Below are 24,682 nucleotides of genomic sequence, written 5' to 3'. Positions count from 1 at the left end.
TCATCTTGGCCGGCCGCATCGGCTTCGGAGTGCGTCGAGGGGCCGTCGCGTTGTCACGTTCCTGGTGCCGGACGCCGCGAGGACGTGGCGTGGCACGTACAGAAGGGGCCCTCTCCTCAGCCCGCTCGGGGTTCTTGAGCTGTCGCACTGCGCGTTGTGTGCTGGTGCCGACAGGACGTGCGCGCCGTGGTGGCCACCCCCGCGCTTGGGCCGTCGAGGCGTGTCAGTGGGTTGGCTAGCGTTTTCTTCATGCCACGAACTGCACCCAGCCGAGCGGATCTCGAGCTCATGGCCCAGGCGGAGGCGGCCGGCTTCCCGGTGAGTGTCGGTCAGTTGGAACGCTGGCGCCGTCACGGCCTGATCCCGCGCCCGGATATTCGCCGCACAGGAAATGGAGGAAGCCGGGCGGTCTATCCGCAAGGGACGGGTGACCTGGTCTGCTGCCTGAGCCGGCATGCCGGTCCCGGGCGCTCTTACGACGATGTGGCTCTGCTCGCCTTCTTCTCGGGGGCAGCGGTCCCTGAAATGGCGCTCAAGACCGCGCTGGCACGCGCCTACTTCCAAAGCCGTGTGCAGCACGAAGAGCAGGTGGATCTCGCACAGATGCAGGTTCCGCCGGAATGGGCCGCCGAATTGGGCCAGGAGTATGAGTTGGCCGAGGCCAGCGCGAAGATCGCGCTGGCGGAGAACGGCAGGGCAATACGCCAGATGCGGGTCAATCTCCGCCGCCTGCCTGGCCTTGCTCGCTCGTCACGGGAAGACGTGGACGCGCGACTGCTGGGGGTACTGGTCGGTCTGGAGATGCCGCAAATGCCGGAGTCGGACGAGGCTTTCATGACCGATCTGGCGGCATCGCTGCATCTCGACTGCGACATCGCCGAGGACTGCCTCGCGGTCTGGGACTACGCAGCCGCGTGTCACGTCTCGCAGATGGCTCGCCAGGAAAAGACGTCACCTGAGGAGCGCATCGACAGACTGGCCCGCATCAGCCTCGAGGATCTGGCGGACTTGCGTACGGATGTGCTCGATAGCAGAGACCAGATCTGGGCGCGAGCAACCGGAGGGCAGCGAACACAGGCGGCCGTGGATCAGCCGCGTCAGGCGCGGAGCGCGGCTGGGGTGCTGATGGAGTGGATGAGCGCGCGCGAGGCGCATCCCCCCGGATCCGTCCTGGCCGACCGCTATTTCCTGGAGAGCCTGACGGATCTGGCGCTGCGCTGCAGGATCCCGTACAGGCGCGTACCGCGGGGCCACGGGCAGGGAGAGGGGCGTGCAGCATTCGTCGCACGCACCGCTGGGAGATGACGGGCCGGCTGCGGCGGTGCTGCACGACCGGGGCCGTGTGACGATCTTCGAGACCGCCTCCGAAGGAGTCCCTGCGCGGCGCCCGGCACAGGCCAGGGACCACCGGCCTGGCTCATCTCGGCAGTACCCGGGCGGGGATGGCTCGGCGTCCCGGGCGCCTGGGGGTGTGCTGGGGGGATGGCGACGGGGACGGTGACGGTGACACCGATCCGCCTGCCGACGGTGCCTGCACCGTGACGTACAAGATCACCAATGAGTGGTCGGGCGGCTTCCAGGCGGACGTCACGCTCACCAACACGGGCGATGAGGCCTGGTCCGGCTGGTCACTCGGCTGGTCCTTCCCCGACGGTCAGAAGATCAGCCAGATGTGGAACGCGTCGCACACGCAGGACGGTTCGGCGGTGACGGTGAAGGACGTGGGCTGGAACGCGAACGTGGCGCCCGGGGCGTCGGTGGCGTTCGGCTTCACCGGCAGCTCGTCCGGGACGAACGGGAAGCCGACGGCGTTCAAGGTCGGGGAGGAGGGGTGCGCGGTCAGCTGACGCTCAGCTGAGTCCCCAGGCACAGACGGAGGGCGCGTGCACGGGCACGCGCCCTCCACCAGCCTGCGGCGCCCTCGGCAATCGACGTGACCGTTCACCTATTTGACTGTTAAGTCAGCTATGGATACCTCTCGCTCGAGGAGACGGGCCGTCATCGGCGCTGTCGCATCACTGCTGCTCCTCACCGTCACGGCCATGGCCGGTCCCACAGCCACCGCCGGCAGCCACTCGAAGCCTTCGGCGGACCCCGCGGCGATCCGCGAATGGAACGCCATCGCCACCGACACCATCAGCACCAACCTCGGCGCCACCCACCCCTCCGGGCAGGCGGTCATCTGGCACGGGTTCGTCTCGGCTGCCGTCTACAACGCCGTGGTCGGCATCGAGGGCGACTACGCCCCGTACAAGTGGCAGGTGCGCGGGCCCTCTACCGCATCGCCCGAGGCGGCGGCCGTGACCGCCGCCCACCACGTACTGGTCACCTACTTCCCCGCCTCCCAAGGCCCGCTCGACGCCGCCTACGCCGACTCCCTCGCCAAGATCCCCGACGGCACCGCGAAGAGGCAGGGCGTGGCCTTCGGCGAACGCGCCGCCGACCACATCATCGACCTGCGGGAAGGCGACGGCCGGTTCGAGCCGGTGGAGTTCACCCTTCCACCCGCGCCCGGCGTCTGGCGGCCCACCCCGCCCGCCTACCGGCCCTTCCTCGACACCTGGCTCGGCAGGATGCGTCCGATGGCGCTCACCTCCCCGTCCCAGTTCCGTCCCGGCGAGCCGCCCGCCCTGTCCTCGGCCCGCTACGCCAAGGACGTGAACGAGGTCAAGACGATGGGGGCGAGGGCCGGATCGCCCCGTACGGCGCACCAGACCGAGACCGCCCTGTTCTTCGGGGGCAATCTGGTGGTGCAGTTCCAGACGGCGTTCCGGGACTACACCGCCCGGCACCGTCTGGGCATCGCCGAGACAGCACGGTTGTTCGCCGCGGCGAACACGTCGGCGACCGACGCCGTCGTCGCCACATGGGACGCCAAACTCCACTACGGATTCTGGCGGCCGATCACCGCCATCCAACTGGCCGACACCGACGACAACCCCGCGACCGGAGCCGATCCGCAGTGGCAGCCGCTGCTCGTCACGCCACCGCACCCCGACTACGTCAGCGGCCACGCCGCGGTCACCGGCGCCGTGACCCGGACCCTGACCGGGATCCTCGGCACCCCTCACCTCGACCTCAACATCTCCTCCGAGGCCACGGGCACAACCCGGCACTACGATCACGCCGAGCAGCTCAACGAGGACATGATCAACGCCCGTGTCTGGGCCGGAATCCACTTCCGCACAGCGGACACCGCCGGGCGTGAGACCGGCAGCCGCATCGGCGTCTGGACGCTCACCCACCACTTCCAGCCGCTGCGCTGAGCATGCCGCGGACCACCCCCGCGCGCGGCGGGGGTGTTCAATGGAGGCCGCTGTGTGGGGCGAAGGTGCTGCTACGGCGTGGCGATGGTCGGCCGCGGCGCCGTCGGCATGCCCTCCAGCACGCCGCCGATGTCGAGAATGACGCAGGTCGCAGTCACGCGAGCTCCCCCTCTTTGTCCCTGAGCAGCGAGCACAGACCGCCCGCTCATGTGATCGACAGAGACACTGTCGTCTCCCCCTCCGGGGCAAGGTCAAGCGATCTTCGAAGCTTGTGACAGCCCTGTCGCAACCCGCCGGCCCGACTCGTCAGCAGGTGCCTTCAAAACTCGTGACGATCCGCGAAGCCCCCGACCGGACGATGCTGTCAAAACTCGGTTCTGGCACAGATCTTGGGGAGCGGTCACGGATTGTCACCGGGGCGGCACGAGTTGGGTCAGCCCGCAGGGCGGTTTGCCGGGACAGTCAAAATTTCCGGGCACTGTCGCGAGCCGTACTGGCATCGTATGAATCATGGCAGCGATAGACGACACATCTGAGCCTGACAGCTCTGTCAGCAGCGCTTATCCGCCCCTGCTGGAGGCAGCGTGGCTGTATCAGGCGGATCAGGTGTGTCCGGAAGACCTGCCGATGACCGCTGCCCAGGCAGTCGCAATCGGAATGGACACGCCGGCCCTGTGCGAGCTCGCTGGTCTGCCGCGTCATGCGGACCCCCGGGACATCCGTGACACATTCGAGCAGGCTCTTCAAGAATTGGGGATCAAGCTGCCCGATCACCACCTGGCCCGACGATACGCGCTGCGCAGGCTGGCCGCGCGATTCACCGCCGGGGAGGTGGATCTTGCCGAGTTGGCATCGGACGAGTGGTCGGAGACGGAGGTCGAGACCGCTGCGGAGCAAGCATTCGTGGCGCTACTCCCGCCATGCGCGTGCTGCATCGAGTACACGCTGGGGCTCGACGAGGCGGCATGGGAAGCACAACTGCAAGTCGCGGCCCGTGCCTTGATCTCACATCCCACTGTCGGACCGCGCTTCTGACGATTGAGGTCAGAAGGCGTTTCTGGCGCAACATCTGGGGTCGCGGTCGCGGAGAGTCACTGAAGCAGGATCATCTTGCGGAGTAGTTCGAACCCTGCTCTGCCGTAGAGCTGCCTCTTGATCTTCTTGATGCGGTTGACGGCGCCCTCGATGCTGCCGGAGCTCCAGTCGAGAGTGAGCCCGGCGGTCACGGCGTCGAGGTCTCGGAGCAGGTGGAGTGCAAAGCCGGTGAGGCCGGGCAGCTGGCTGGCGTCGACCGCGTCGATCCAGGTGGGGAGTGTGCAGCCGAGGCGGTGGGTGAGTATCTCGCCGAAGTCGCGGACGTGTCCGGAGGCTGTGTCCAGTTCGGGGCAGCGGGCCAGGACGTCCTTCAGGCCGGCCCGGACTTCCTCGGTCAGGGCGGTGGGGTGCCGGGTGAGCCAGCCCGTCACCTGCCGCACCGTCGGCGGCCGGGGCGGCGCCTCGGCCGGAACCGCGCGCAAGGTGGCGATGTGTGCGCGCACCATGCCGTAGGTGACAGGAGCTTGCTCGGCGACCAGCTCGCTGTGGAGTTGGGTGACGCTGGTGCATCCCTCGGCGAAGCGTCGCTCCAGGTAGGGCTTGTAGGGATCCAGTCTGCTGGGCCGGGGCCGGTTGTCGCGGATGGTGTCCTGCCAGCGTGCGGCGTTCGCGTATCGGAGCACGGTGTTGAGGCCCCAGCCCAGGTGCCGGGCGATCGCCCGACGTGAGTGACCCTCGGTGAGCATCTCGTGGACCAGGGCATGTGCGGTCTTCTTCCGCTCGGCTCGCCGGCCGACCGGCTCCGCGCCGTTCTGCGGTCGATCGGAAGCCGGTGGGGTGTCCTGCGGCAGCGTGCCGCTGGGCATCGCGTTGCGCAGGCAGTCGCGATGGGCGGCGACGCAGGTCTCCACGGCCCGGCCGAGGCCCTGCCACAGATGGAACCGATCAGCGACCTGCAGAGCGCCGGGGGCACCGCGCCGGGCGCCCTCGGCGTAGGCGCCCGCCCGGTCCCGGCAGATGATCTCCACCCCCGGGTGGCGGATCAGCCAGGCGGCCAGCGGTCTACCCTCGCGGGTCGGGAGCACATCGACCACGCGATGGTCTTCGACGCTGGTCAAGACCGTGGAGTAGGTCTGGCCGCGACGGATCGCGAAGTCGTCAACGCCCAGCACCCGTGGAGTACTGAACTGCGGATCGGGCAGTGCCAAGACCCTGCGTAACAAGGTCATCCGCCCCACACCGAAGCCGAGCTGGGCCGCCAGCCGAGCTCCGGCCCGCCCCGCCAGGGCGAGTCCCACCCGTTCCAGAGCACGGTTGAGCCGCGTGGTGAACCGAGCGTACGGGGCGGCCAGCCGGGAGAACGACTCGGCGAACGTCCGGGGCGGGCAGTCTGCCGACCCACAGATGAAACGCCTGACCGTCAGTCGGATCACAAAGCACTGATCAGCGAGCGGGAGGTCCTTCAGCCTGCGCTGGTAACGATCGTGGACTCGATCCGAGAAGAGGCCGCAGTCCGGACATACCACCGCGACCGCGCGACCTCTCGCCACCACCTCGACCGTGCCGAACGCGGCCGTAACCGCCTCGACCTCCACCTCGTCGATCCCCTCGAACACCAGCAAGTCCCAGAAGAGCGCGTCGGTCTGCATGACCAGCACCATCACGGTCCACCGCTGACCACAGCAGCGAACGGAATGGACCTGAGGGAGCGTCACTTCCGGCCGTCAGGCGACAAGGCGTACGCCGTCTCGTACGAGCTGGGCCCTCGCAATCGAACAGCGATGTCACGCTCCGCGACGGCTCCCCAAGATCTGTGCCAGAACCCAAAACTCGTTAACAAACGCTGTCGCAAGAAGTGATCGAAGCCAGACGGTGCCGTTGGATGGGCACCTACAGATCCACGTGCTGTGGGCGGGCTTCTTCCCGTCCGAAGGCCAGCACCTGGCCGAGCACGGTTCGCATCCGCTCGATGTCCTCATCAGGCACCTCAAGTTCGGCCTCTATCCGAGCGTCCCCCAGGCCCAGTTTCTCCAGTGCACCTGGATCCAAGAACACGGTGAGCACCCTGTCCCGTAGGGACACCTCGCGGACACAGCCGTGGGCCGTTCCCTGGTCCTGCGTCACTACGCAGTGGGTGTCGAACCCGAGCGAGACATCCTGACGGGACGGTTCGTCGATGCCGCTCATCAGCAACAGGATGAAGCCCTCGGCGTCCTCGTCCTCGGCGACACCGGCCGTCATCACCTTGTTGACGGGATCAACCTCCGCCGCTGTCGCACGGGCAGTGAATCTGTAGATCATGACCGGGTTCTAGCAGGTCATCCGAGTCTGCTGACACGCGAGTCGGCCGCCACCAGAAACGACCTCTCACTGAAGATTTCAGAATGAAAAGCCGCAGGATGGCACATCACTCCTGGTCAGAAAGGCGGTCGAGGTGTTCATCCCATACGTTGCCGCCGTCAGCCCAGGTCCAGAGCCATCGCCGTAGTGCGGTTGCATGGCGAAGGCCGTCGTGTGCGTCTTCGCCCCATGTGGGCTCCCAGCCGTCAGCGTCGTACAGCAGAACCGGGTTGTCGACCGCGATCAGTGAGACATGCCATTCCATCGTGCAGCCGCCGGAGGTGAGGTAGAGCCACGATGCCGGCAGCCGCCCCACTACGCGGTTGCTTTGGTGGATGCTCACCGCAGACTGCCAGTCGGTCAGGTCGCCCGATGCGCGGCTGCCGTTGGTCAGGGGCGCGAGTCCGCCGTCGGGGCCAAAGCCACCATTGGCGACCTCGGTATAGATACGCCGAAGCAACTCGGGCAGGCGGCGCCCGATGGCGCGTTCTACGTCCTCGACTTCGGTCACCGTGACGGGAGGAAACAGCGGTCCCCGGGGAGTGTTTGCGTAGTAGGCGGCCACTTCGTCGGTCTGTGACTTGAGCGCGATCGTTCCGTCATCGCCGTACCCCGCGATGTTGGCGCGGATCTTCGTCAGGTGGTCCGGCCCATAGCGCTCGGCTATCCACGCGGCGGGGACCGTTGCGCTGTCGAAACGAAGTCCCGGATCCCAAGCGCGGGCCCGCAGCCTCTCGATCAACCAGTCGTCGTCCGCCTCCGTAGCCCCGGGCTCCGGGTCAGGCGCGGCGAGAGTGTCACGGGAAGGCAGGGCCATGAATAAGGAGCCTACTGCTGGGCCCGTCGCAACCAGGCCGTCGGTGCCCGTGCCGGGCCGGACGGCGGCTGGGGTGTTGTCCTCAGCGGGCCGGGCGCTGACTGTCGGGTCGGTGGGGGTCCGGCGGGGGCGGGTGCAGGGGTGAGGTGGACGGCAGGAGGGTGGCGCGTTCGGCGTCGGTGCGGGCCCGCATCTGTTCCAGGCGGTGTGCGACGCGTGCGTGGGTGTAGAGGTCGATCGCGTCGGTGAGGTGGTCCCAGTCCTCTGCGTCGAGGCCTCGCGGGCGGGGGCCGAGGAGGTCGGGGCAGCCGGCGCGGTGGTCGCGGCGCCGGTAGTCGCCGACGGCGGTGAGGAGCCGAGCGGTACCTCGGTCAGCCCGGAGAACAGCTCGATCCACTTCGGATCATCCGCTGAGATCACCCCGCCCATGACAGGCAACGCACCATGTGCCACGCCAGTGACGGGACAACCGCTAGCTGATCACGTCGGGAAGATCAGCGGATTTCGTGTCGGCCACCAGCTCGGCAAGCTGGAAGAAGTACTCGAACCGGGAGAGACGCCCGGTGACCCGGACGAAGCAGGACCGGTCCGAGCACCTGAACACCTCGCGCCGCTTGACCTTCGTGACGTCCTGGTCATAGGTGTTCACCCACTTTGCGAACTCCGTCATCGCCTCCTGCGCACTACCTTCGAACTCGGCCACAGTACGAACGCTGGACGCCTCAGCGCCGATCCCTCCTACGGGGCTGACGAGCACGATCCACCGGGACATCACTGAACCCAACTCTCCTGACTGGCTGGTCGATGACTGTCACGATCTTGGCACTCGCACGGTGCCGCTGTCCGTACCTTCCGGACCATCGCCCCGAAGTGAGCTGCGGGCAGGGCAGCAGTTCCCGGACGGCGGCGGCTCCTCGCAGCGAAGGCTTCGCGGCCAAAGCCGTCGGTGCCCGTGCCGGAGCCGGACGGCGGCCGGGGTGTTGTCCTCAGCGGGCCGGGCGCTGACTGTCGGGTCGGTGGGGGTCCGGCGGGGGCGGGTGCAGGGGTGAGGTGGACGGCAGGAGGGTGGCGCGTTCGGCGTCGGTGCGGGCCCGCATCTGTTCCAGGCGGTGTACGACGCGTGCGTGAGTGTAGAGGTCGATCGCGTCGGTGAGGTGGTCCCAGTCCTCTGCGTCGAGGCCTGCGGGGCGCGGGCCAAGGGCGTCGGGGCCGGCGCGGTGGTGGCGGCGCCGGTAGTCGCCGACGGCGGTGAGGAGCTTGAGGTAGGCGTGTTGTTCGTCCTCGTCGTCCTGTCCCGGTGCGGTGATGTCCTCCATCCAGGATTCGGGCAGGGGTTCGCCGGCGAGGACGGCGGCCAGGGCGCGCCGTGCGGTCCGGGCGTGCAGGGCGCCGTGGGAGAGGGGGGTGACGCCGAGGGGGTCGCGCAGGGCCGGGTGATCGGGCAGGGGGTCGGCGGGCGGTGGTGTGTCGAGGTGGCTGAGGGCGGCTTCGATCAGGACCGAGGCGGGGGCGTCGGGCGGCATGAGGGGCGGCGGCCAGCAGCCGGTCCTCGGCCGCCAGCAGGGAGTGCGTGGTGTAGGTCTGCGAGCCGATCGGCCGGTAGACGCTGGTGCCGTCCGCACGCGTGAGGTCGGGGTGGGGCGGGTTGAGTTCGGGCGGGGTGATGTCCAGGCAGTCGCCGTGGGCGAGCACCTTCTCGGTGATCTCCTCGGCCGCCCTGGGCGGCGCGGTGGCCCCGGCCAGGGTGCGCATCAGGTAGCGGCGCGCCTCGGCCAGCACGTGACGGCGGTGGAACGTCGTACGGCGCTCCGCGACCGCCGCCAGGACCTCCTCGGCCGCCGCGGCCAGGTCGAGGCCGGGCGGGGCGGGCCGGCGGCCGGCGGCGGCCTGCGCGGTGGCCAGCAGGCTGTCGACGGTGGTGCGGTCGGTGACCGCGATCGCCCGGCGCCGCCACGCGGTGAGCAGGTCGTCGAGGGAGCGGGCTGTGCGTTTGGGCGGGCGGGTCATCAGGGCGGCCCGCCCTTGCAGCCGGGTGCGTTCGCCCAGGCCCGGCTCGCGGCCGTGGCGGCGCCGGTAGTCGTCGAACAGGGTGTCCGCCATGGTGCGCACAGCATGGGACCGCTGCGCGAACGCGGCGCGAAGACGCCGGTCGATGCCGACGATGCACATCACGGGCCGCCGACCGGGAGTGACTTCGACCTCCTCGGCGGCAAGACCCAGACGGGAGCAGACGAGTTCGAGGGCGCGCTGGTTGAACAGTTCGCTGGCCACCACGACATCGCGCAGCAGGAGCCTCGAGTCGAGGTTGCGCCAGCGGCCGTCCGGTCCCTTCACGCGCGGGGAGATGACCGCGTCGTGCAGCATCGGGTCGCCGGCACGGGATTCGTAGTGAAGGTAGACGGTGGCGAGCAGGCCGGGCTGGGCCCGCTGCTGCGCGATGCCGCCCGGGCCGGTGCGTACCGCGAGCGCGTTTCCAGCCATGCCAGAGTCTCCGAGCGGGCCTGGGCCAGGGCCAGGACGGTCCGCCGTACCTCGGGCCCGCCGAGGGCGAACAGCAGCGACAGTTCCTCGTTCGAGAAGGTCAGGTCGTAGCCGGTCACCGCACGGCGCTGGGGGCCGGTCCGGGCGGTGAGGAACCGGCCGAGTTCGGCGCCGTCCGCCGGCGCCCGGTGGTACTCCGCTTCGAAGGCGCGTGCCGCGCACCGCATCCGCACGTCTCTCGTCTCCGCGTTCGTCAGCGGACGGCACAGCTGCTCGGCGACGTAGGCGAGGACCTCCTCGATCTCCCGGTCGAGCGGGGAGACTTCGGCGAGCTGGGGCACGGCCGGCCCGAGCCGGGCCGCCTTCACGGCCCGCTTCAGCAAGGCCCCCTCACCCAACTCCCGGGCCGCGATCGCCTCGGCGTCGGGGTGCATGCCGAGCCCGAACAGGGCCCGCATCTGCGCGTCGCTCACGATGCCGGCCAGCCCCAGAGCAGCGGCCGCCTGCCCGTGCCACACACCGGGCGGCACCCCCGGCACGCTGGAGGACACCGTCAGCTCCATGCCCTGCGCACCGTCACCGAGGGCGATGTCGCGCCAGTAGTAGCGCTCCCGCCCCGCCGTGATCGCGTTGCATGTCATCCCCACGACGCCACAAGATCACCGCCCAACAGGCCGGGACGAGCGCAGACCGGCGTGGAACCGTGAGCCTCCCAGGGCTCGAGAATCAATCTTCCAACTCGTCCCGCAGGGAGGGAAACGGCCCTCGAGGCCGGCCGAGCGTCAAAAGTGCCAGAGGTGTACGGCAACCGGCCTGCGACCGGGAGGCGACCACGCACCCGCACCGTCACCAGCCCTCACCACAGACCCGGCACCGGCGGCACCCACGCACCACCGGCACCCACCAGCACCCGGACTCGGCACCCTCCCCCTCGCCTGGACCCGCTCCTGTCCGTGGGCCCCCTCCCCCGCCCTGCACGGCCGGTCGTCCCGTGAGCGGGACCGGGTGCGCCGACGGGGGTGTTACGGCCTGGGACGCGGACGGCGCACCCGCCTTGGCGGGTGTGGGGGTGGCTGAGACTGGCCGGGCGCGGCCCGCGACAGGGTGCCCGGACGACGCGGGAGGTGGCTTGTGGTGGCGGACAGCCGGGCCAGGGGCAGGGGGAAGAGCAGCGGGGTGCTGGCGCGGCGGAAGGCGGCGTTGGAGCGTGCCGCGCAGCGGGTGGCCGGGGAGCGGCGGGCGGCTGCGGAGGCGGAGCGGCTGCGGCGGGAGGCGGGCGTTCGACGAGCTGGTGGCGGATTTCGAGCTGGCGGTGGAGGACGAGCGGGCGGTGGCCGCCGCGGTGGAGGAGGAGGTGCGGCGGGTGCGGGAGCGAGGGCGGGTGCGGATCGATGCGGCGCGGGTGGTGTGGGCAATGGGTGAGGCCGGAGAGATGGTGGCCGGGTGCAGGCGCCGGCTGGGGGTGGGGGCGGATCGGGTCAAGGAGCTGCGGCGACTGGGGCGTGAAGACCAGGCGGCCGGGGCGGGCTCGGGAACGGTATCGGAGGAGGGACGTCCTGGGGAGGTCGGCGGCCGGGAGGGGGTGCGGCGCCGGACGCCAGCCCACCGGTCGCCGCTCCCCCGGCGCTTGCGGCTGCTCCGGTTGCGGGCCGCAGTTGCAGGATTCGGTAGCGCGCTGCTGCGGAAGCAGATGGCCGACCCGATACGAGGAACTGGTCAGCTCCGAGCCGGACCTTGCCGACGACCGCCGCAGCCCGTTGCTGGTGGGTGACGCACGACGCCTGTGCAGTGCCCGTTGGTGGGCACGCCTGTCGACTGAAGCGAGGCACAGTCGCTGCTGAGAGAACATGCGCGGCCATGGGCAATCAGGGGAGCGGGCAGTGGACGACGCGGCAGGGGCAGAGCAGCAGATGTTGCGGACGCGGGCCATGGTGACGGACATGCTCGTGGAGCTGCAGCGGGCGGACGCCAAGGCGACTGCAGTGTGTGGGGTCGCAGGGGGGCTTCTTGCGGCCGGTGTGGCGACGGTCGTTGGCATGGGCACGGCTCCGGCGGTGGTGGTTGCGACTCTGCTTTCGGCTTCCGTGGTGATGGGAGCCGCTGTGGGGGCGGCCTTGTGGGCTCTTAGGCCGGTGCTTCCGCGGTCGGAATCGCCGGAGGTGTTGCTCTCGACTGATCGGGCAACGCGGACGGTGCGGTTGGTTGCGTCGTTGTCTGAAATGGGTGTCGAGGAGCAGTTGCGCGTGGAGTGGGAGCGGCTGGCGGTGCTGGCGGGTCTTGCGCGGAGGAAATTTAGGGCAATTCAGGTGGCGGTGGATCTGGTGGCAACCGCCCTTACGGTGGCTGGAATGGGGTTGTTGATCCTTTACATGCTGACTTGAGACCATTCGGGCGGGGCGGGCACTTTATCGGGGGGGTCTGTGTATCAGCCGCACGTCACGGTGATGGGTGGGGAGTTGTGGTCGCAACTGCGGGACCTCGCTCCGCAGAGAGTTCGGCCGGCGCGGAGCGTGTTGCTGCGTCAGGGGGATCCAGGGACGCATGTGATTCTGCTGGATTCCGGGTCGACGCTCGTCACGCTGACGGGTGAAGGCGGGGAGCGGACGCTGCTGGCGGTGCGGGGTGCGGGTGAGTTGCTGGGTGAGCTTGCGGTGCTGGACTCCCAGCCGCGCACGGCGTCGGCCATCGCGGCGGAGGCCTGCTGTGTGCGCATCATTCCGGCTCCTGACTTCCTGGCCTTCGTGGACAAGCACGATCTGCTGGCGGTCCTGTTGCGGCATGCCATCGCCCGTGTGCGGGAGGCGGAAACCGTGCGTCTGGAGATGGCTACTGCGCCGGTGGCGGTGCGTCTTGCGTCAGCGCTGGGCCGGCTGCTGCAGGCTGCGTCCGTGTCAGGCACCGAGTATGTCGTGCGTCTGACGCAGACGGAGCTGTCGCAGATGATCGGCGCTTCCCGCAATGCCGTGGGAGCAGCTCTGAGGCCCTGGCGTGAGCGGGGGTGGCTCGCGACGGAGGCCGCCGGCGGGCTGGTCGTCCGGGACATCGTGTCCATCCGGTCTCACGCGTATGCCGAGAGGTGACACACAGCACGGATTCTGTGCCCACTGCTGGGCACCACGCCGTCCGGAGCGCGGCCAGCATGGGGCCTCACTTGCTCCTTCGTGCCGGAAAGGCTGACACCCGTGAACTCCGCATTGCTGCCCGATGCTGACGATGTTCCGCCGGAACATGCACTGCTGGTGGTCGATATGAAGGACTACAGCCAGATTCCTGAGGCGAAGATGGCGCCCACCCGGGCCGACCTGGACGACATCCTGTCCACTGTCTTCGCGCACAGTGGAATCGGTGATGTCTCAAGGCTCGACCGGGCGGTGAAAGACCGTGGCGACGGGGCGATCTTCGTCCTTCCCGCCCGGCATGCGGCCCGGCTGGTCGATCCGCTCCTCAGCCACCTCGCGCAGGCGCTGGCGCGCCGCGAGCAGACCCGGCTGGCCAGCTCGCCGCCCATTCGGCTGCGGGCGAGCGTCCACGTCGGTCCGCTCGAGTCCTCCGCGCACCGTGGGGACGCCGCCAATGACGCCTGCCGCTACGTCGACAGCAACGCGGTCCGTCGAGCCATGACCGCTGCGCTGGATCACGGGCTGTACCTGGCGGCGGCGGTCTCGGACACGGTCTTCGGCCGCACTGTCCGCGCGGGCCGCACCAAATCCCTGGATGTGCACCACTTCCAGCAGGCGACGGCCCTCGTCGACGGCAAGGCCGGTTTCGAGGAGACGTGCTGGCTTCACGTCCCCGGACTCGTCCCGGCCGTCATCAGCCCCTATCTCACCGCCGGGCACGGCACGACGTCGCCGACGGGCGCCGACACGGCGATACAGCCCGACGTCACGGACGCCGGGACCAGCGAGCAGGAAGGTCCGCCACCGGTGTGGCAGAAGGGCAAGGCCAGCGGCAAGGCACGACTGGTGCAGGTCGGCCGTGACTACGTCACCGGTCCGGAGCAGTCATGAGCGTACCCCAGAGCGCCGGGACAGCGCCCGTGCAGACGGCCGAAGCCCAGGGCAACGCCCGGGTGACGCAGGTCGGCGGCAACTACGAGGAACACGTTCATCGCTACGTGCGGGGCTGGCAGTATCTGCACGGCACGAGCGTGGACACGGCCGAACTGGACCTGGCAGAGCATGCCTTCGTCGACCCGTCCGACCCCGGGCATGCGGCGCAGGCGGTCAGCAAACTCACCCGTCCGTACGGACGTAGCCATGTGCTGGTGCTGTGCGGCGAGGCAGGCAGTGGTCGGCGCACGGCCGCTCTGCATGTGCTGCTCCGGGCGGGACTGGCGCGTGAGCGCCTCCGTTGGCTGTCTCTGGACTGGGACCAGCCGCGGACCGAACAGATCCCTGCCACGAAAGGGCACGGCTTCATCCTGGATCTGGCCGGCAGCCAAGAGCTGAGCGAGGACTTCTACACCGGGCTTGCCGACTACCAGAAGGAAGCGGAAGCCACGGACACCTTCCTGATCATCCTGGCCGACACCAACGGCTGGAACCCCGGCGCGGCAGCAACCGTGCCGGTGGTGCACCTGGTGCGCCCGCAGGCGACACAGGTGGCCGAGGCGCACCTGCGTCATCGCGCAGGCGACCGGGTGGACTGGCTGGCCTCACCTCCACTGGACACGCTTCTGACCAAGGGTGCCTCGGCAGCCGACGCTGCCCGGCTGGCCCGGCTGATCACCCACGCCGACGACGGTGACCGGGAAGCGGTGCAGCAGGAGTTCACCGGCTGGCGTGACCATCTGACGAACTGGTTCAAGCAGCACTCGGGACCGGAGGACGTGCGCGAGCGGGCTCTGCTGGTGTCGGCGGCCGTGCTGGAGATGGTTCCCGCGCAGGACGTACTGGAAGCAGCGGACCGACTCTTCGCGGAGGTCGGTGGTGTGCTGCCGCCCGGCGGTCCGCTGGCCGGCCGCGATCTGGAGCAGCGCCTGCTGACTGTCAAGGCTTCGCTGGTGGACGGCGAGCACATCTCGCTGGACGCCGACCGGCACGGCTTGTCAGAGGCAGTCCTGGCCTATGTGTGGCAGCAGCGCCCGCAACTGCGCGGCATGTTGCTGAAGTGGGCCTCGCAGATCAGCGCGCCGAACGGGACGGCCGTGCGTCACTTGCGGCGCATCGCTGACTGCCTGGTGCAGCTGTCACTGCTGCCCGGCGGTTCGACGGTGCGCAGTGTGGTGACCGGCTGGATCGGCACCGGCCGCTCGGCCCATCGGCAGCTCGCCATCGAGGTTCTGGAGAAGATGGCGCTCCACCCGGACACGGGTGTCGGTGTCCGCAGGCTGCTGTACGAGTGGGCACAGCAGAAGACCAGCAGCAAGGACCTCCTCACGGCCGTCGCTGAGATCTGCGCCGGCCAGCTCGGCAGGGAATACCCCCGTGTGGCTCTGACCCGGCTGCGCGTGCTGGCCTCACGACAGGACAGCCTGGCCCGCGAGGCAGTCGCCGATGCGGTACACATACTGGCCAGCGCACCCGAGCAGCGCGTCCCTGTACTGTCAGAAGTAGTCGACTGGGCCGAGTCCGCCAGCAGCACGACGGCCACGGCTGGAGCTGGCACGTTTCTGGCGCTGACCGACATCAGCGGCGACAGCCTCCTGCCCCTGCCCACGCAACAGGAGCCCGTCGGCAGCGCCGTCAGCACACTGGCCGATGACCTGTTCGTCCGCGGCTGGCGTGCAGCCTTGAACGAACCGTCGACGTCCGCGCGAGCCCATGCCCAGCTCGCCGCCTGGCTGGACTCGGCCAGCTTGTCGGACGACCAGGTCCTGCCGCTGGCGGCCGCGGTACTGCGCGGACATCTCGGCCAGGCCGGGGCCGCCGAGCTCCTGGTGGGCTCCTCCAGCAGCTCCGACCTGGGACTCACGCGCCGCAGGAAGCTGCTCGACCTGCTGATCGGCGAGCAGACGTCCTTCCCCGCCGCGCCCGCTCCTGCTGCAGGCAGCGAGAGTGACCCGACAGCGAGGTGAGTTTCCTGCCGCGGCGCCGCAGAGTCGCCCCGCCCCGTTCTCCCGTGGCCGGAGCCCGGCCTGTTCATTCGTTCGTCCTGCGGGACGAGCGGATGAACAGCCATCTCCCCGGCGTGGCGTTCATCGTCCGCATCGACGGCGCCTGGCGGGCAGAGGGAACCGAGTTTCCGGAACACGGCAATCCGGCAGCTGTCGCGCGAGAGCACCTGCGCCGACAGACTGCCTGTGTTCTGCGGCAGCACTCGGTGCTCCAGCTCGCTGCCGCCCGGGATGCCGCCGATGCGGCCCTGGGGTACTGGACCCGTCCTGACAGTGGGCCGGAACTGGAGGCGGCAGGTGCGGTGCATCTGGACGTCACCGCCCGCGACCGCGCGCTGGCAGAAGACCACGCTCATCAGCAGCAGGCGGCAGACCATGCCCATGCCGAGGAACTGCACCGTCTTGCGCATCTGCAGCACATACTCGCCGACCCGCATCTGCGCCGTGTGTGGTGGATCGCCCAGTTCCCCGAGCGCTTCAACGACCTCGACGACCTGGCAGACAAGCTGAGGGGTCTGCCCCCACCCCATGAGGTCGAAAGCGACGGCATCCGAGGTGACATCCGCCGCTTCACCGACCAGCTCGTCACCGACCTGCACACCTCTCAGCAGCGCGAGCTCTTCCTCACGGCACTGATCCAGACCCTCACCACGCTGGGTCACCACGATCTCATGAGCGCCGCCACCGACTTCCGCAGCCTGTCCGAGACCGGGAGCACGCCCCCATGAATCTCCAGACCAGACGCTGGCTTTGGGCCCCCCTACGCCAACTCCGTACCCGCATGCTCATACGCCGGCACGGGGCGACACTGCCGTACGACACCGCGTGGGCACTGATCACCCTGCACAGCACGCCCGACGAGGCCGCAGTCGTCCGGGCCTGGGCCCGTGAGAACCCTGGCGGTCCGCCAGGTATCCACTACGACCACTGGCACGAACTCCCCTGGGTAGAACAGCAGCGCCGCCTCGCATGGCTGCACTGCCACAACCGCTCCCCCATCCAACTCCTGGAGCTGGAGGCCGGACTCGTCCTCAGTACCGGCCTTCACGTCCTCGACTGGAGCCGGCCTCCAGAACGCGCCCGACCGCACGGCTCGACGCCCAACCACCAACCTGATGCCGACAGGCAGTCCTGACCCTGCCCGGAGGCCGTCTTGTGCAGACCGTCCATGTGGTTCAACGCCAGCGCCATGCACCGTTGGGCTACGTCAGGTTCGGAGGCCGGCAGCTGGGTGTAGGCGTCCAGGGACCTGCTTCGCCGAGTGCGTGGCAGATGCCGGCGGGAAGGCCGTCCGCGACGGCCCTCTCCCAGCGCATCTCCAGGCGTGAGTACGGCGGCCGCGAGACCTCGAATCACTCGCCACCCACATGGGTGGCGGCATGGCACCAGGAACAGGACCAGTTCTCCCCATCCCACACAGTTGGCAGAGCCGGCCATCGCCACATCGCCCGTCCACACATATCGCACTCCACGGGCGGATCCTCACGCGCCTCCGTGCGTGGCCCCAATCCGCTGACACCGCGCGACTTACCAAACACCCTCGACGATATGAAATGCTCTTCAACCGTCAAGCTCGAGAGCATCCAAGAATTCTCGCGGAGGCCGATATGAATGCTTCTCAATGTAGTGGATGATCAAATTGGGCGCCACATACGTGACACCCTGCTTCGATCGGACAACAATCTCCGCCGAACCGAGAACGACTTCCTGACCATCAATCACAGTCGAAATACCCCCATAGGGGCGAAAGGGACAGAATGGGCATGAATGATATCCCCTTGTCTGCCCAAAAAATTGAAGTGCCAGTCCCTTCAGGCGATCGACAGCGGCCAGAGGAATCTGGCCACGAGAGAAGAACAGGTTGCGCCGACTCAGCCAGCCCACATTGAGAGCCCCTCTCACTTCTTCGCTCGAGGCCCCTCTCACCCGCTCGAAAGAATAGGAGTAGGGCGTCAGATCACGATAGTAAGCCAACCTCTCACTCCTCAATGAGACGATTCCAATGGAGCCCGCCAGCTCCGCCCGAGCAAACTCTACATCAAAATCAGCTCACTCCTTAGGCCCTCTGCATGCAGCCCAGTGACAGGTTCCCATATTCGGCCGAAGAAGCGTACTCAACGTATGAGCGCGATCCACGGTCACAGAACCACTGAGCACTCTCAAGTTCTCGGATTTATAAAGCGTGTAGTTGGGTATGCGCTGCCCGGACTTATAGATCTGAACTGGCGGCAGCAACGGCTTCCCTCGCTCAATGGAGAGTCCCAGCCCGTCCGATATCGTGTATCCATGCTTGGAATACATCACCAACTGCGTCCCTTCTGGCACCGTGGTCCACCCATTCCAAAAGTTCCATCGGCCATGGCCAGCGAAGACCGTTTCCCCGTTGCTGTTTTCACCGACCCTTCTATTCGATGCAGGGCCTACGCCAGGGCCATAGGCACGAAGACCTCCAATAGATGGTTTCCCCCTGGCTCCGGAACCCGCCCCGTGGCTGAGCATAGCTGCGATGAAACTGGGAACCTGGTAGGAGTCGCTGGTGACGTCGTAGCCGTAACCAGCAACCCAGTTATCGAACTGCGCGCCGTAGTCACACCCAGGTGCCCCCGGCCCTCCTCCTCCACGGCAATCACCGTCGAAAATCCATCCCGCGTATTCTGCGGTGTGCGGAACGTTGCTGACCAGTCCGTAAAACACTTCACCGACAGCAGAACAGGCACTGGACAGGAAACCCCAGGAAGCACAGTCTCCTTTACCCTTCCCGTTGACCTCGGCGCCGTTCCCGCCCTTCCCGCTGCTCCCGCCGTTCCCGCTGCCGCCGTAGGTACCACTACTGACCGGCCCATTGAAGCTAGGGCTCGTGGTCTTCGGTCCGCACTCCTGCCAGCCGCCGCTGCACTGATTTCCATCCTGTTCAACCCGAATTTCACCACTAGGGTCGCTGAAAGTAACAGGATTATTGCCGGCATAGCTGTAACCATTAAGTGTCTGGGGGTCTGCAGCGTCCAAAATCGGGTCGACACTGATGAACTGGCCAATTCCCGGATCGTATTCACGCGCGCCGATATGAGTAAGGCCGGTAGTGGTATCCCGCGCCTTACCCAGGAAGCCCTTGTCGTCGGGCCAGGGCCCGTACTGCGGATTGCCTCGATCCTCGCCGAACGGGGTTGTGCGGCGCTTGGTGAAGGTCTGATTGGCGTCGGGGTTGAGTGCCAGCGTGGAGGTGCCGTGATGGTCGCCGGTGAGGTAGGTGAGCTTGTTGGTGCCTGCCTCGTTGGAACGGAACGCGGCCGTGATGTCGCCGGCTCTGTAGTGACGCTGGGCCCAGGTGGTGCCGTCGGCGCGGAGGTGGAGTTCGGTGGCACCGGAATACAGAATCCGCTCGCCGTTCTGGGTGTTGCGGATCAGCAGGGCGCCGTCGGCGGAGTACAGGTAGTCGGTCGAAGTCCCCTTCTCCGTGAGCTTGCTCAGCTTGCCTTCGGGCGACCACTCCAGTGTCTGGGTGCCGGTCTCACCCGGACGCTCCCGGGCGTTGCCCGTCGAGGAGTAGGTGTAGGAGCGCTCAGGGTTGGCGCAGTCGGCCTTGGTCGAGGTGCCGGTCAGTGTGTGTGGCTGGGTGGTGAGAGTGCTGGGGTAGCAGTACGTCGTCTTCGTGTCGCCGGTGCTCTTGTGGACCGTTTCGCTGGTCCGCTGGCCTGCCTTGCTGTACTCGTAGCCCGTCCAGTACGGGGCGGGTCCGGCGAGCGCGGACGCGCTCTTTACGTCGGAGCACTTCTGTGAGGAAGGAGTCCACGCTTCCACGAGACGCTGGCGACCGTCGTAGGTGAAGCACTGGGTGTCTGCCGAGCTGGCACCGCCCAGGGTGGCTGGGTCACTGATCGCGGTGACGTTGCCGGTCTGGTCGTAGGCGTAGTTGAGGTCCTGCAGCATGTACGCATGTGTCTGATCCGTGACGTGACTGCGTGTCAGGCGCCCTGTGCCCGCTTCGTAGTCGTTCTTGACGTAGAAGCTCTTGTTGCCGTTGCCTCCCGTGCCGAGCGTCAGTATGCCCGGCTGTGCGAGCTCCGTGTACGAGACGTCCAGCAGGTATCCGGTCGCACCACCGATGGAGGTCAGGTCGCCCAGGCCGTCGTATCCGTAGGCGACGATCTCCGACGGCAGGCCGCCTATGGCGGGCTCGCGGATCTGGTTCTGGGTGCCGTCGATGTTGTAGGCGGCCTCGTACGCCAGTGTGGCCGGTGCTCCGGCCTTCACGAACGGGTCGCTCGCCGGCAGTCGCAGCTCGGTGCCCGTCGCACGGTCGAGGCTGTCGTAGGCGGTGATGGCCTGCGTGTACGCCGCGCCTGCTTTGCCGTCGACATAGCGGGTGGATGAGGTGGGCTGGCCTTTGAGGAGGCTGTCGTATGCGTAGCTGGTGAGCTGGGTGGCATCCGATCTGGAGCCCTTCCAGGTTCCGGTGATGCGGCCCAGTTCGTCGTACGCGGTGAGAATCGAGGTGCCCTGTGCATCCGTTGTCTTGACGGGGCGGTCCAGGGCGTCGAACTCGGTGGCCGACGTCCCCTTGTCGGGGTCTGTGCTGCGGGCCTGGCGGCCGAACAGGTCATAGCTGTAGGACCATTTGGCACCGTCTGGTCCGGTGATCGTTTCCTGCTTGCCGTCCAAGGTGAAGGCGAATTCGGTGGACGCGTATGAAGCACCAGGAGTGGTGCCGAAGTCGGCGTCGGCCGCACTCGTGCTCGTGTACTCGCGGGTTTCCGTCGTCTGACCGCGTACGTCGGTGATCGTGCGCTTGGCGGAGCCACCGTCCAGAGCCGTCGTGGCAACTGAGTCACCGGTGTATTCGGTCGTGGTGGTCCACTTCTTGACGCCGAAGACGTACTGGCTGCTGGCCTTGGGCCGGCCTGAGCCGTCGAATACGGTTCCGGTCTGGCTGGGAGCCTCGCCGAACTCGGCACGTGTGTAGGTGCGGTTGGGTGTGCTGCTGGTGTCGAAGATGTTGGCGTAGGTCTCGAAGGCCAGGCCGCGGGTGTCGTAGCGCGTGTCGGTCAGCATTCGCCCGCCTTGAGGGGTGGGCGACTGGGTCTGCAAGGGGCGCAGCAGCGAGTCGTACAGTGCGTAGGTGGTGTTGTAGGTAGTGCCGTCCTTCTTCAGGGTCGCGGTTGATACCCAGGACGGTTTGGTGTCCTCGAGGCGGTAGGCGAACCTCATGTTCGGTGCCTGGCTGCCGCTCGAGCGGTTCGGCAGCCAGACCTGAGTGAGTCGGCCGAGGGCGTCGTACGTCAGCTCGGTCTTCTTGCTGTTGGCGTCGTAGGTGCGCAGGGACAAGCCGCGGCGCGGCTCGAGGTAGGTGATCGTCTTGTACTGCTTGGCGTTACTGACGATCGTCCGTGTCAGTGGGCCCGCGTCGGCGGGAGTGTATGTGGTGGTGGTCGGAGGGTTGCCCGAGGCGTCACTGACGCTCACGGGGCGGCCCAGGTCGTCGTAGTTGGTGGCAGATGCCTTCTGCCAGCCGTTGGGGATCCGTTCTCCGTCAGCGTCGGCAGTGGTCGCGTAGCCGGTCGCGCGGCCCGTCCAGGTGATCCGGCCCTTGGTGGGCTTCTGGGTGGCCGACCACGTCGTGGCGTTCGCAGTGTCATAGACCGTGCCGACGTCGGCGAGTACGTCGCCTCGGGTGGGATTGGCCGGATCCATCGTCGCGGGCAGAATGGTCGCCCAGTCTGCGGTCGCGCAGGTGCGGGCCACCGTTCGGGTGCGGGAGACCAGACTCGTGAGGCCGAGGTCGGTGTTGCGGGCGTACCAGGTGCGAGTGCAGGTCTCGTCCGATGCCTTGCCGATCTGGCCGGAGTCCTCGACTCTGACGGGCATGCCGTAGCTGTCGAAGGACGTGCTCGTCAGTCGCTCGCGCCATGTCTGGGTTGCAGTCAGGTAGGTGTAGGTGCGTGTCTTCTCGGTGCGTGCGTAGTGGGCGACGTGGTCGCCTGCGCCCGGTGGTGTCTGCCGGGCTGTCTCCTGTGACCAGGGGTCGTTCACGGTTGCCGAGATTGCGGTGGAGCCGTCGTAGGTGACCTGTTGGCGCAGTTGTCCCGCGTATTCGCCCTTGTCGGTGAGTGAAGCCGTTCCGAGGGCGGGCGTGGCCAAGGGGGCGAGGGAGACGGATTTGGCTGTGCCGTCCTGGTTCTTGTCGCCGTTCATGCCCTGGAGGTAGAGGGAGACGGTCCTGGAGCGGGTGACGTCCGTCGCTCCGGTCCACTCCGTGATCTGGCGGTAGCCACGCCAGTCGGACCAGGTCCGCTCGTCCTTCTTCGTGAACGGGTCGTCGCTGTGGTGCCAGGCGGCTCCGCTGTAGGAGTAGGCATGTTCGACGGACTCGTTGGAGGTGGACGGGTCGGAGACGGCGACTGCCAGGACGCGGTACTTGTGGAACCAGTCGATCGAGGCGTCTGCGGAGCCGTTGATGTGCCAGAACTGGGGATAGCAGGAGCGGGTGTTGGTGTCTGGGGACGCGCCCAGTACCTCGCTGCGCACGCATTCCTCGCCCGACAAGGTCACCCGGGTGATCGCGCCGGTCTCCGAGATGATGCTGCTGATCCGGGGCCGGGTCAGGGGCAGGATGTCGTCAGTGGCGTCAACGCGGTTGGGTCGCATCTGGTAGGTGAACAAGATCGGGTTCATGGCGATGTTGTCGCCCGCTTTGGCGGTCCTTTTGAGCGACTTCAGGGTCAGTACCTGGTCGGAGCTGTCGCCGATGTCTCCGCCGTCGAGGTACTCCTCGGTCAGGTCCCAGGAGTCCACCGCGTCGTCCGCGCCGCTGGTGGCGTTGTACGAAACGGTGTCGATTCCGGTCAGTCGCTTGCGGGAGAAGAAGGCCGGGCCGGCCGAGTCGCACTCGTCGTCGTCCTTGGAGCAGATGGCGTCGAAGGGGACATCCGGCCATTTCTCGGACGTGTCCTCGGTCAGGCTGGAGCAGTCTGAAGCGGTGCAGCGCTCGGCGTAGCCGAAGGTGACCTTGGCGTCCGCCTTGTCGGTGAACAGCGCTCCCTTGCGCAGACCGTACTCGATGCGCTCGATGTACCCGCCGCGTGTGTAGGCCGTGCTGGCGGTCTCCGACTTGTTCTTCTTGTAGTAGTTGGATTCCTTCGCGTACCAGTAGGTGGCCGCGTTGCCGTTGGTGTCTTCGATGTAGTCGAGGTTCCACCTCCAGCCCTGTGTGAGGGCCCGGTCCCCGAAGGCGTCACCCGCTGAATAGCCGGGCTCGCCCGAGTCGTCGCCGAACACGGGAACCGTGGAGACGGAGCTGGTGCGCTGGGTGTCCGCTCCGTCGAGCTTGTTCAGGCCGAACGCGTACTTGGTGCCGTTGCCCGTGATGACGGTCCAGTACTCACCGTCGTCGTCACCGTTGTCCGCGCCGGTGGACCGCGTCACCTTGGAGGCGTCGTCGTTCTCCAGCCGCCATCGGCCGTCGTTGCCGTCCTTGACCAGGCGCGTGGACTTTCCGTTGAGCACCAGACGCGCGTTGTCGTACTTCCAGCAGAGGTCGAAGACGTCGTCGTGGCCGTCGTCGTCGCATGAGCCATAGGTGCGTTCGATGTAGGACTCGGTGATCGTGAAGCCTTCACCGACGGACGTGCCCTGATTGTTGGTCGTGGCGGTGCGGCCGTCGACGCTGCCCGAGTCGTATGACAGCGACAGCGGTGGAACCGGGCCTGCCGCGGCGGGGGGCATCGTGAAGTCGTAGGACCAGGTGAAGGAGCCCGAGCTGCCACCCGCCTGCCAGGACGAGGACTCGGACAGGGGCGTGGCCGAGTGGTTTCCGGTGCCCTTGGGTGACTGTCCGGACCCGGTTGCCGTGGCGGTGACAGCGAGCACGGTGACCCTCGGAGTGGTGCTGCCCACCGTTTCTGGCAGGAGCTGTGCGGACCGGCCGTCGCCAGACCCGGCAAGGTGGGCTCTCGCCGAAACTGTCCGCTGCCCGAGGTCATTGTCAGAGGCCAGCGGGCGCTGGGTGCGGCACTCGTCCTTGTCCGGGGTTGTGAGGGCACATGCGGGCAGCTGGACGAGTCGCAGGCGCTGGGACCAGCCACCGCCCACCGCCGAGGCGAATGCGCTGTAGTCGACGCTCACTTCTGCGTCGCCTGCGGTCGCCGCATCGGCAGTAAGTAGCACACCCGTGATTCCTGCTGCGCGGGCGGTCTTCTGGTCGAGCACCGTGACGTGGGCCTTGCCGGCCGCCGTGGCCTTGCCACCAGGCTTCGGAGCAACGGTGACTGGGATGCCGCCCGGCTGGGCAACCGCTTCTTTTCCGGCGGCGAGACCGAGCGTTGCCTCGCCCCTGCTGGGCCAGGCGGCCCTCTGCTCCGTCCGGGCACGCTCGGCCTGGGCTTTGTTGGCCTTCTTGTCCTCGGCAACCTGCTGCCGTGCCTTCTTCGCACCAGGTCCGTCGAACTCTTCGACCTTGCTCACTCTGGTCGTGGGATCGTCTGGGCGTCCCAGGCCACCAGGTTCGGCGGCCTGCGCGACCTGCGCTCCCAGGGGCACGACAAGTGCCAGGCTTAGCAACTGAACGAGCAGCCGCCCAGCACGGCGCCGCGTCGCACCCCGACGCCCTTTTGAGGTGCCTATGCCAAAGACCATGTTCTGCCCCACCCAGTCCCATGAAAAAGCGTTCAGCAAGTCATGCGCAGACCGCCG

18 protein-coding genes and 1 pseudogene are annotated in these 24,682 nt (G+C 67.6%); 10 read left to right on the top strand and 9 right to left on the bottom strand.

Annotation, left to right across the window (positions count from 1 at the left end):
- Positions 1–288 precede the first annotated feature (288 nt).
- From ACZ6D7_RS38270 to ACZ6D7_RS38255, 4 genes are all read left to right on the top strand, one after another.
- On the top strand, positions 289–1,305 hold the full coding sequence (locus tag ACZ6D7_RS38270; protein WP_469500969.1) for a hypothetical protein: 1,017 nt from the start codon (positions 289–291) through the stop codon (positions 1,303–1,305).
- A gap of 233 nt (positions 1,306–1,538) precedes the next feature.
- Complete coding sequence (locus tag ACZ6D7_RS38265; protein WP_469500967.1) at positions 1,539–1,847, top strand: cellulose binding domain-containing protein; 309 nt, start codon at positions 1,539–1,541, stop codon at positions 1,845–1,847.
- 195 nt (positions 1,848–2,042) lie between these two features.
- On the top strand, positions 2,043–3,266 hold the full coding sequence (locus ACZ6D7_RS38260; protein WP_469500965.1) for a vanadium-dependent haloperoxidase: 1,224 nt from the start codon (positions 2,043–2,045) through the stop codon (positions 3,264–3,266).
- A 510-nt stretch (positions 3,267–3,776) separates the two neighbouring features.
- On the top strand, positions 3,777–4,301 hold the full coding sequence (locus tag ACZ6D7_RS38255; protein ID WP_469500963.1) for a hypothetical protein: 525 nt from the start codon (positions 3,777–3,779) through the stop codon (positions 4,299–4,301).
- A gap of 56 nt (positions 4,302–4,357) precedes the next feature.
- On the opposite strand, the gene ACZ6D7_RS38250 is transcribed toward ACZ6D7_RS38255, so the two are convergent.
- From ACZ6D7_RS38250 to mobF, 7 genes and pseudogenes are all read right to left on the bottom strand, one after another.
- The gene (locus ACZ6D7_RS38250) at positions 4,358–5,950 is read right to left on the bottom strand and encodes an ISL3 family transposase (protein WP_469500960.1); all 1,593 of its coding nucleotides are present in this window, start codon (positions 5,948–5,950) and stop codon (positions 4,358–4,360) included.
- A 241-nt stretch (positions 5,951–6,191) separates the two neighbouring features.
- Entirely contained in the window at positions 6,192–6,602 is a 411-nt protein-coding gene (locus ACZ6D7_RS38245; RefSeq protein WP_469500957.1) for an Imm10 family immunity protein, read from the bottom strand.
- A gap of 106 nt (positions 6,603–6,708) precedes the next feature.
- The gene (locus ACZ6D7_RS38240; RefSeq protein ID WP_469501075.1) at positions 6,709–7,458 is read right to left on the bottom strand and encodes an SMI1/KNR4 family protein; all 750 of its coding nucleotides are present in this window, start codon (positions 7,456–7,458) and stop codon (positions 6,709–6,711) included.
- Between the two features lie 82 nt (positions 7,459–7,540).
- Positions 7,541–7,855 carry a hypothetical protein gene (locus tag ACZ6D7_RS38235; protein WP_469501090.1) on the bottom strand — a complete coding sequence of 105 codons (315 nt, stop codon included), beginning with the start codon at positions 7,853–7,855 and terminating at the stop codon, positions 7,541–7,543.
- 75 nt (positions 7,856–7,930) lie between these two features.
- Complete coding sequence (locus tag ACZ6D7_RS38230; RefSeq protein ID WP_469500955.1) at positions 7,931–8,128, bottom strand: hypothetical protein; 198 nt, start codon at positions 8,126–8,128, stop codon at positions 7,931–7,933.
- Between the two features lie 316 nt (positions 8,129–8,444).
- Positions 8,445–8,981 (bottom strand): hypothetical protein, encoded by a 537-nt coding sequence (locus tag ACZ6D7_RS38225; RefSeq protein WP_469501087.1) that lies wholly within the window; start codon positions 8,979–8,981, stop codon positions 8,445–8,447.
- Positions 8,982–9,453: 472 nt separating this feature from the next.
- Positions 9,454–10,502 (bottom strand): annotated as a pseudogene (gene mobF / locus ACZ6D7_RS38220) (MobF family relaxase); the annotation flags it as partial.
- Positions 10,503–11,819: 1,317 nt separating this feature from the next.
- On the opposite strand from mobF, the gene ACZ6D7_RS38215 reads away from it, so the two are divergent.
- The 6 genes from ACZ6D7_RS38215 to ACZ6D7_RS38190 all read left to right on the top strand — a co-directional run bounded on the left by ACZ6D7_RS38215 (position 11,820) and on the right by ACZ6D7_RS38190 (position 17,132).
- On the top strand, positions 11,820–12,320 hold the full coding sequence (locus ACZ6D7_RS38215; protein WP_469500953.1) for a Pycsar system effector family protein: 501 nt from the start codon (positions 11,820–11,822) through the stop codon (positions 12,318–12,320).
- A gap of 63 nt (positions 12,321–12,383) precedes the next feature.
- A complete protein-coding gene (locus tag ACZ6D7_RS38210) occupies positions 12,384–13,019 on the top strand; it encodes a Crp/Fnr family transcriptional regulator (RefSeq protein WP_469501073.1) in 636 nt (211 codons plus the stop codon).
- 81 nt (positions 13,020–13,100) lie between these two features.
- Positions 13,101–13,949, top strand: coding sequence for a hypothetical protein (locus ACZ6D7_RS38205; protein ID WP_469500951.1), 849 nt, complete (start codon positions 13,101–13,103; stop codon positions 13,947–13,949).
- Complete coding sequence (locus tag ACZ6D7_RS38200) at positions 13,946–15,958, top strand: hypothetical protein (RefSeq protein WP_469500949.1); 2,013 nt, start codon at positions 13,946–13,948, stop codon at positions 15,956–15,958. Before ACZ6D7_RS38205 ends, ACZ6D7_RS38200 begins: the two co-directional genes overlap by 4 nt.
- 92 nt (positions 15,959–16,050) lie before the next feature.
- Positions 16,051–16,725: a hypothetical protein gene (locus ACZ6D7_RS38195; protein ID WP_469500947.1), complete on the top strand. Its 675-nt coding sequence runs from the start codon at positions 16,051–16,053 to the stop codon at positions 16,723–16,725.
- Positions 16,726–16,778: 53 nt separating this feature from the next.
- Positions 16,779–17,132 (top strand): hypothetical protein, encoded by a 354-nt coding sequence (locus tag ACZ6D7_RS38190; protein WP_469500945.1) that lies wholly within the window; start codon positions 16,779–16,781, stop codon positions 17,130–17,132.
- A gap of 425 nt (positions 17,133–17,557) precedes the next feature.
- Here the strand turns inward: ACZ6D7_RS38190 and ACZ6D7_RS38185 are convergent, their stop codons facing one another.
- Together ACZ6D7_RS38185 and ACZ6D7_RS38180 are read right to left on the bottom strand one after the other, a co-directional pair.
- Complete coding sequence (locus tag ACZ6D7_RS38185; RefSeq protein WP_469500943.1) at positions 17,558–17,971, bottom strand: DUF7919 family protein; 414 nt, start codon at positions 17,969–17,971, stop codon at positions 17,558–17,560.
- Positions 17,972–18,046: 75 nt separating this feature from the next.
- Positions 18,047–24,625 carry an RHS repeat-associated core domain-containing protein gene (locus tag ACZ6D7_RS38180; RefSeq protein ID WP_469501069.1) on the bottom strand — a complete coding sequence of 2,193 codons (6,579 nt, stop codon included), beginning with the start codon at positions 24,623–24,625 and terminating at the stop codon, positions 18,047–18,049.
- Positions 24,626–24,682: the final 57 nt, after the last annotated feature.

The sequence above is a fragment of the Streptomyces sp. NPDC041784 genome, assembly GCF_055591025.1.
This window is presented reverse-complemented; position numbering and strand designations above follow the sequence as displayed.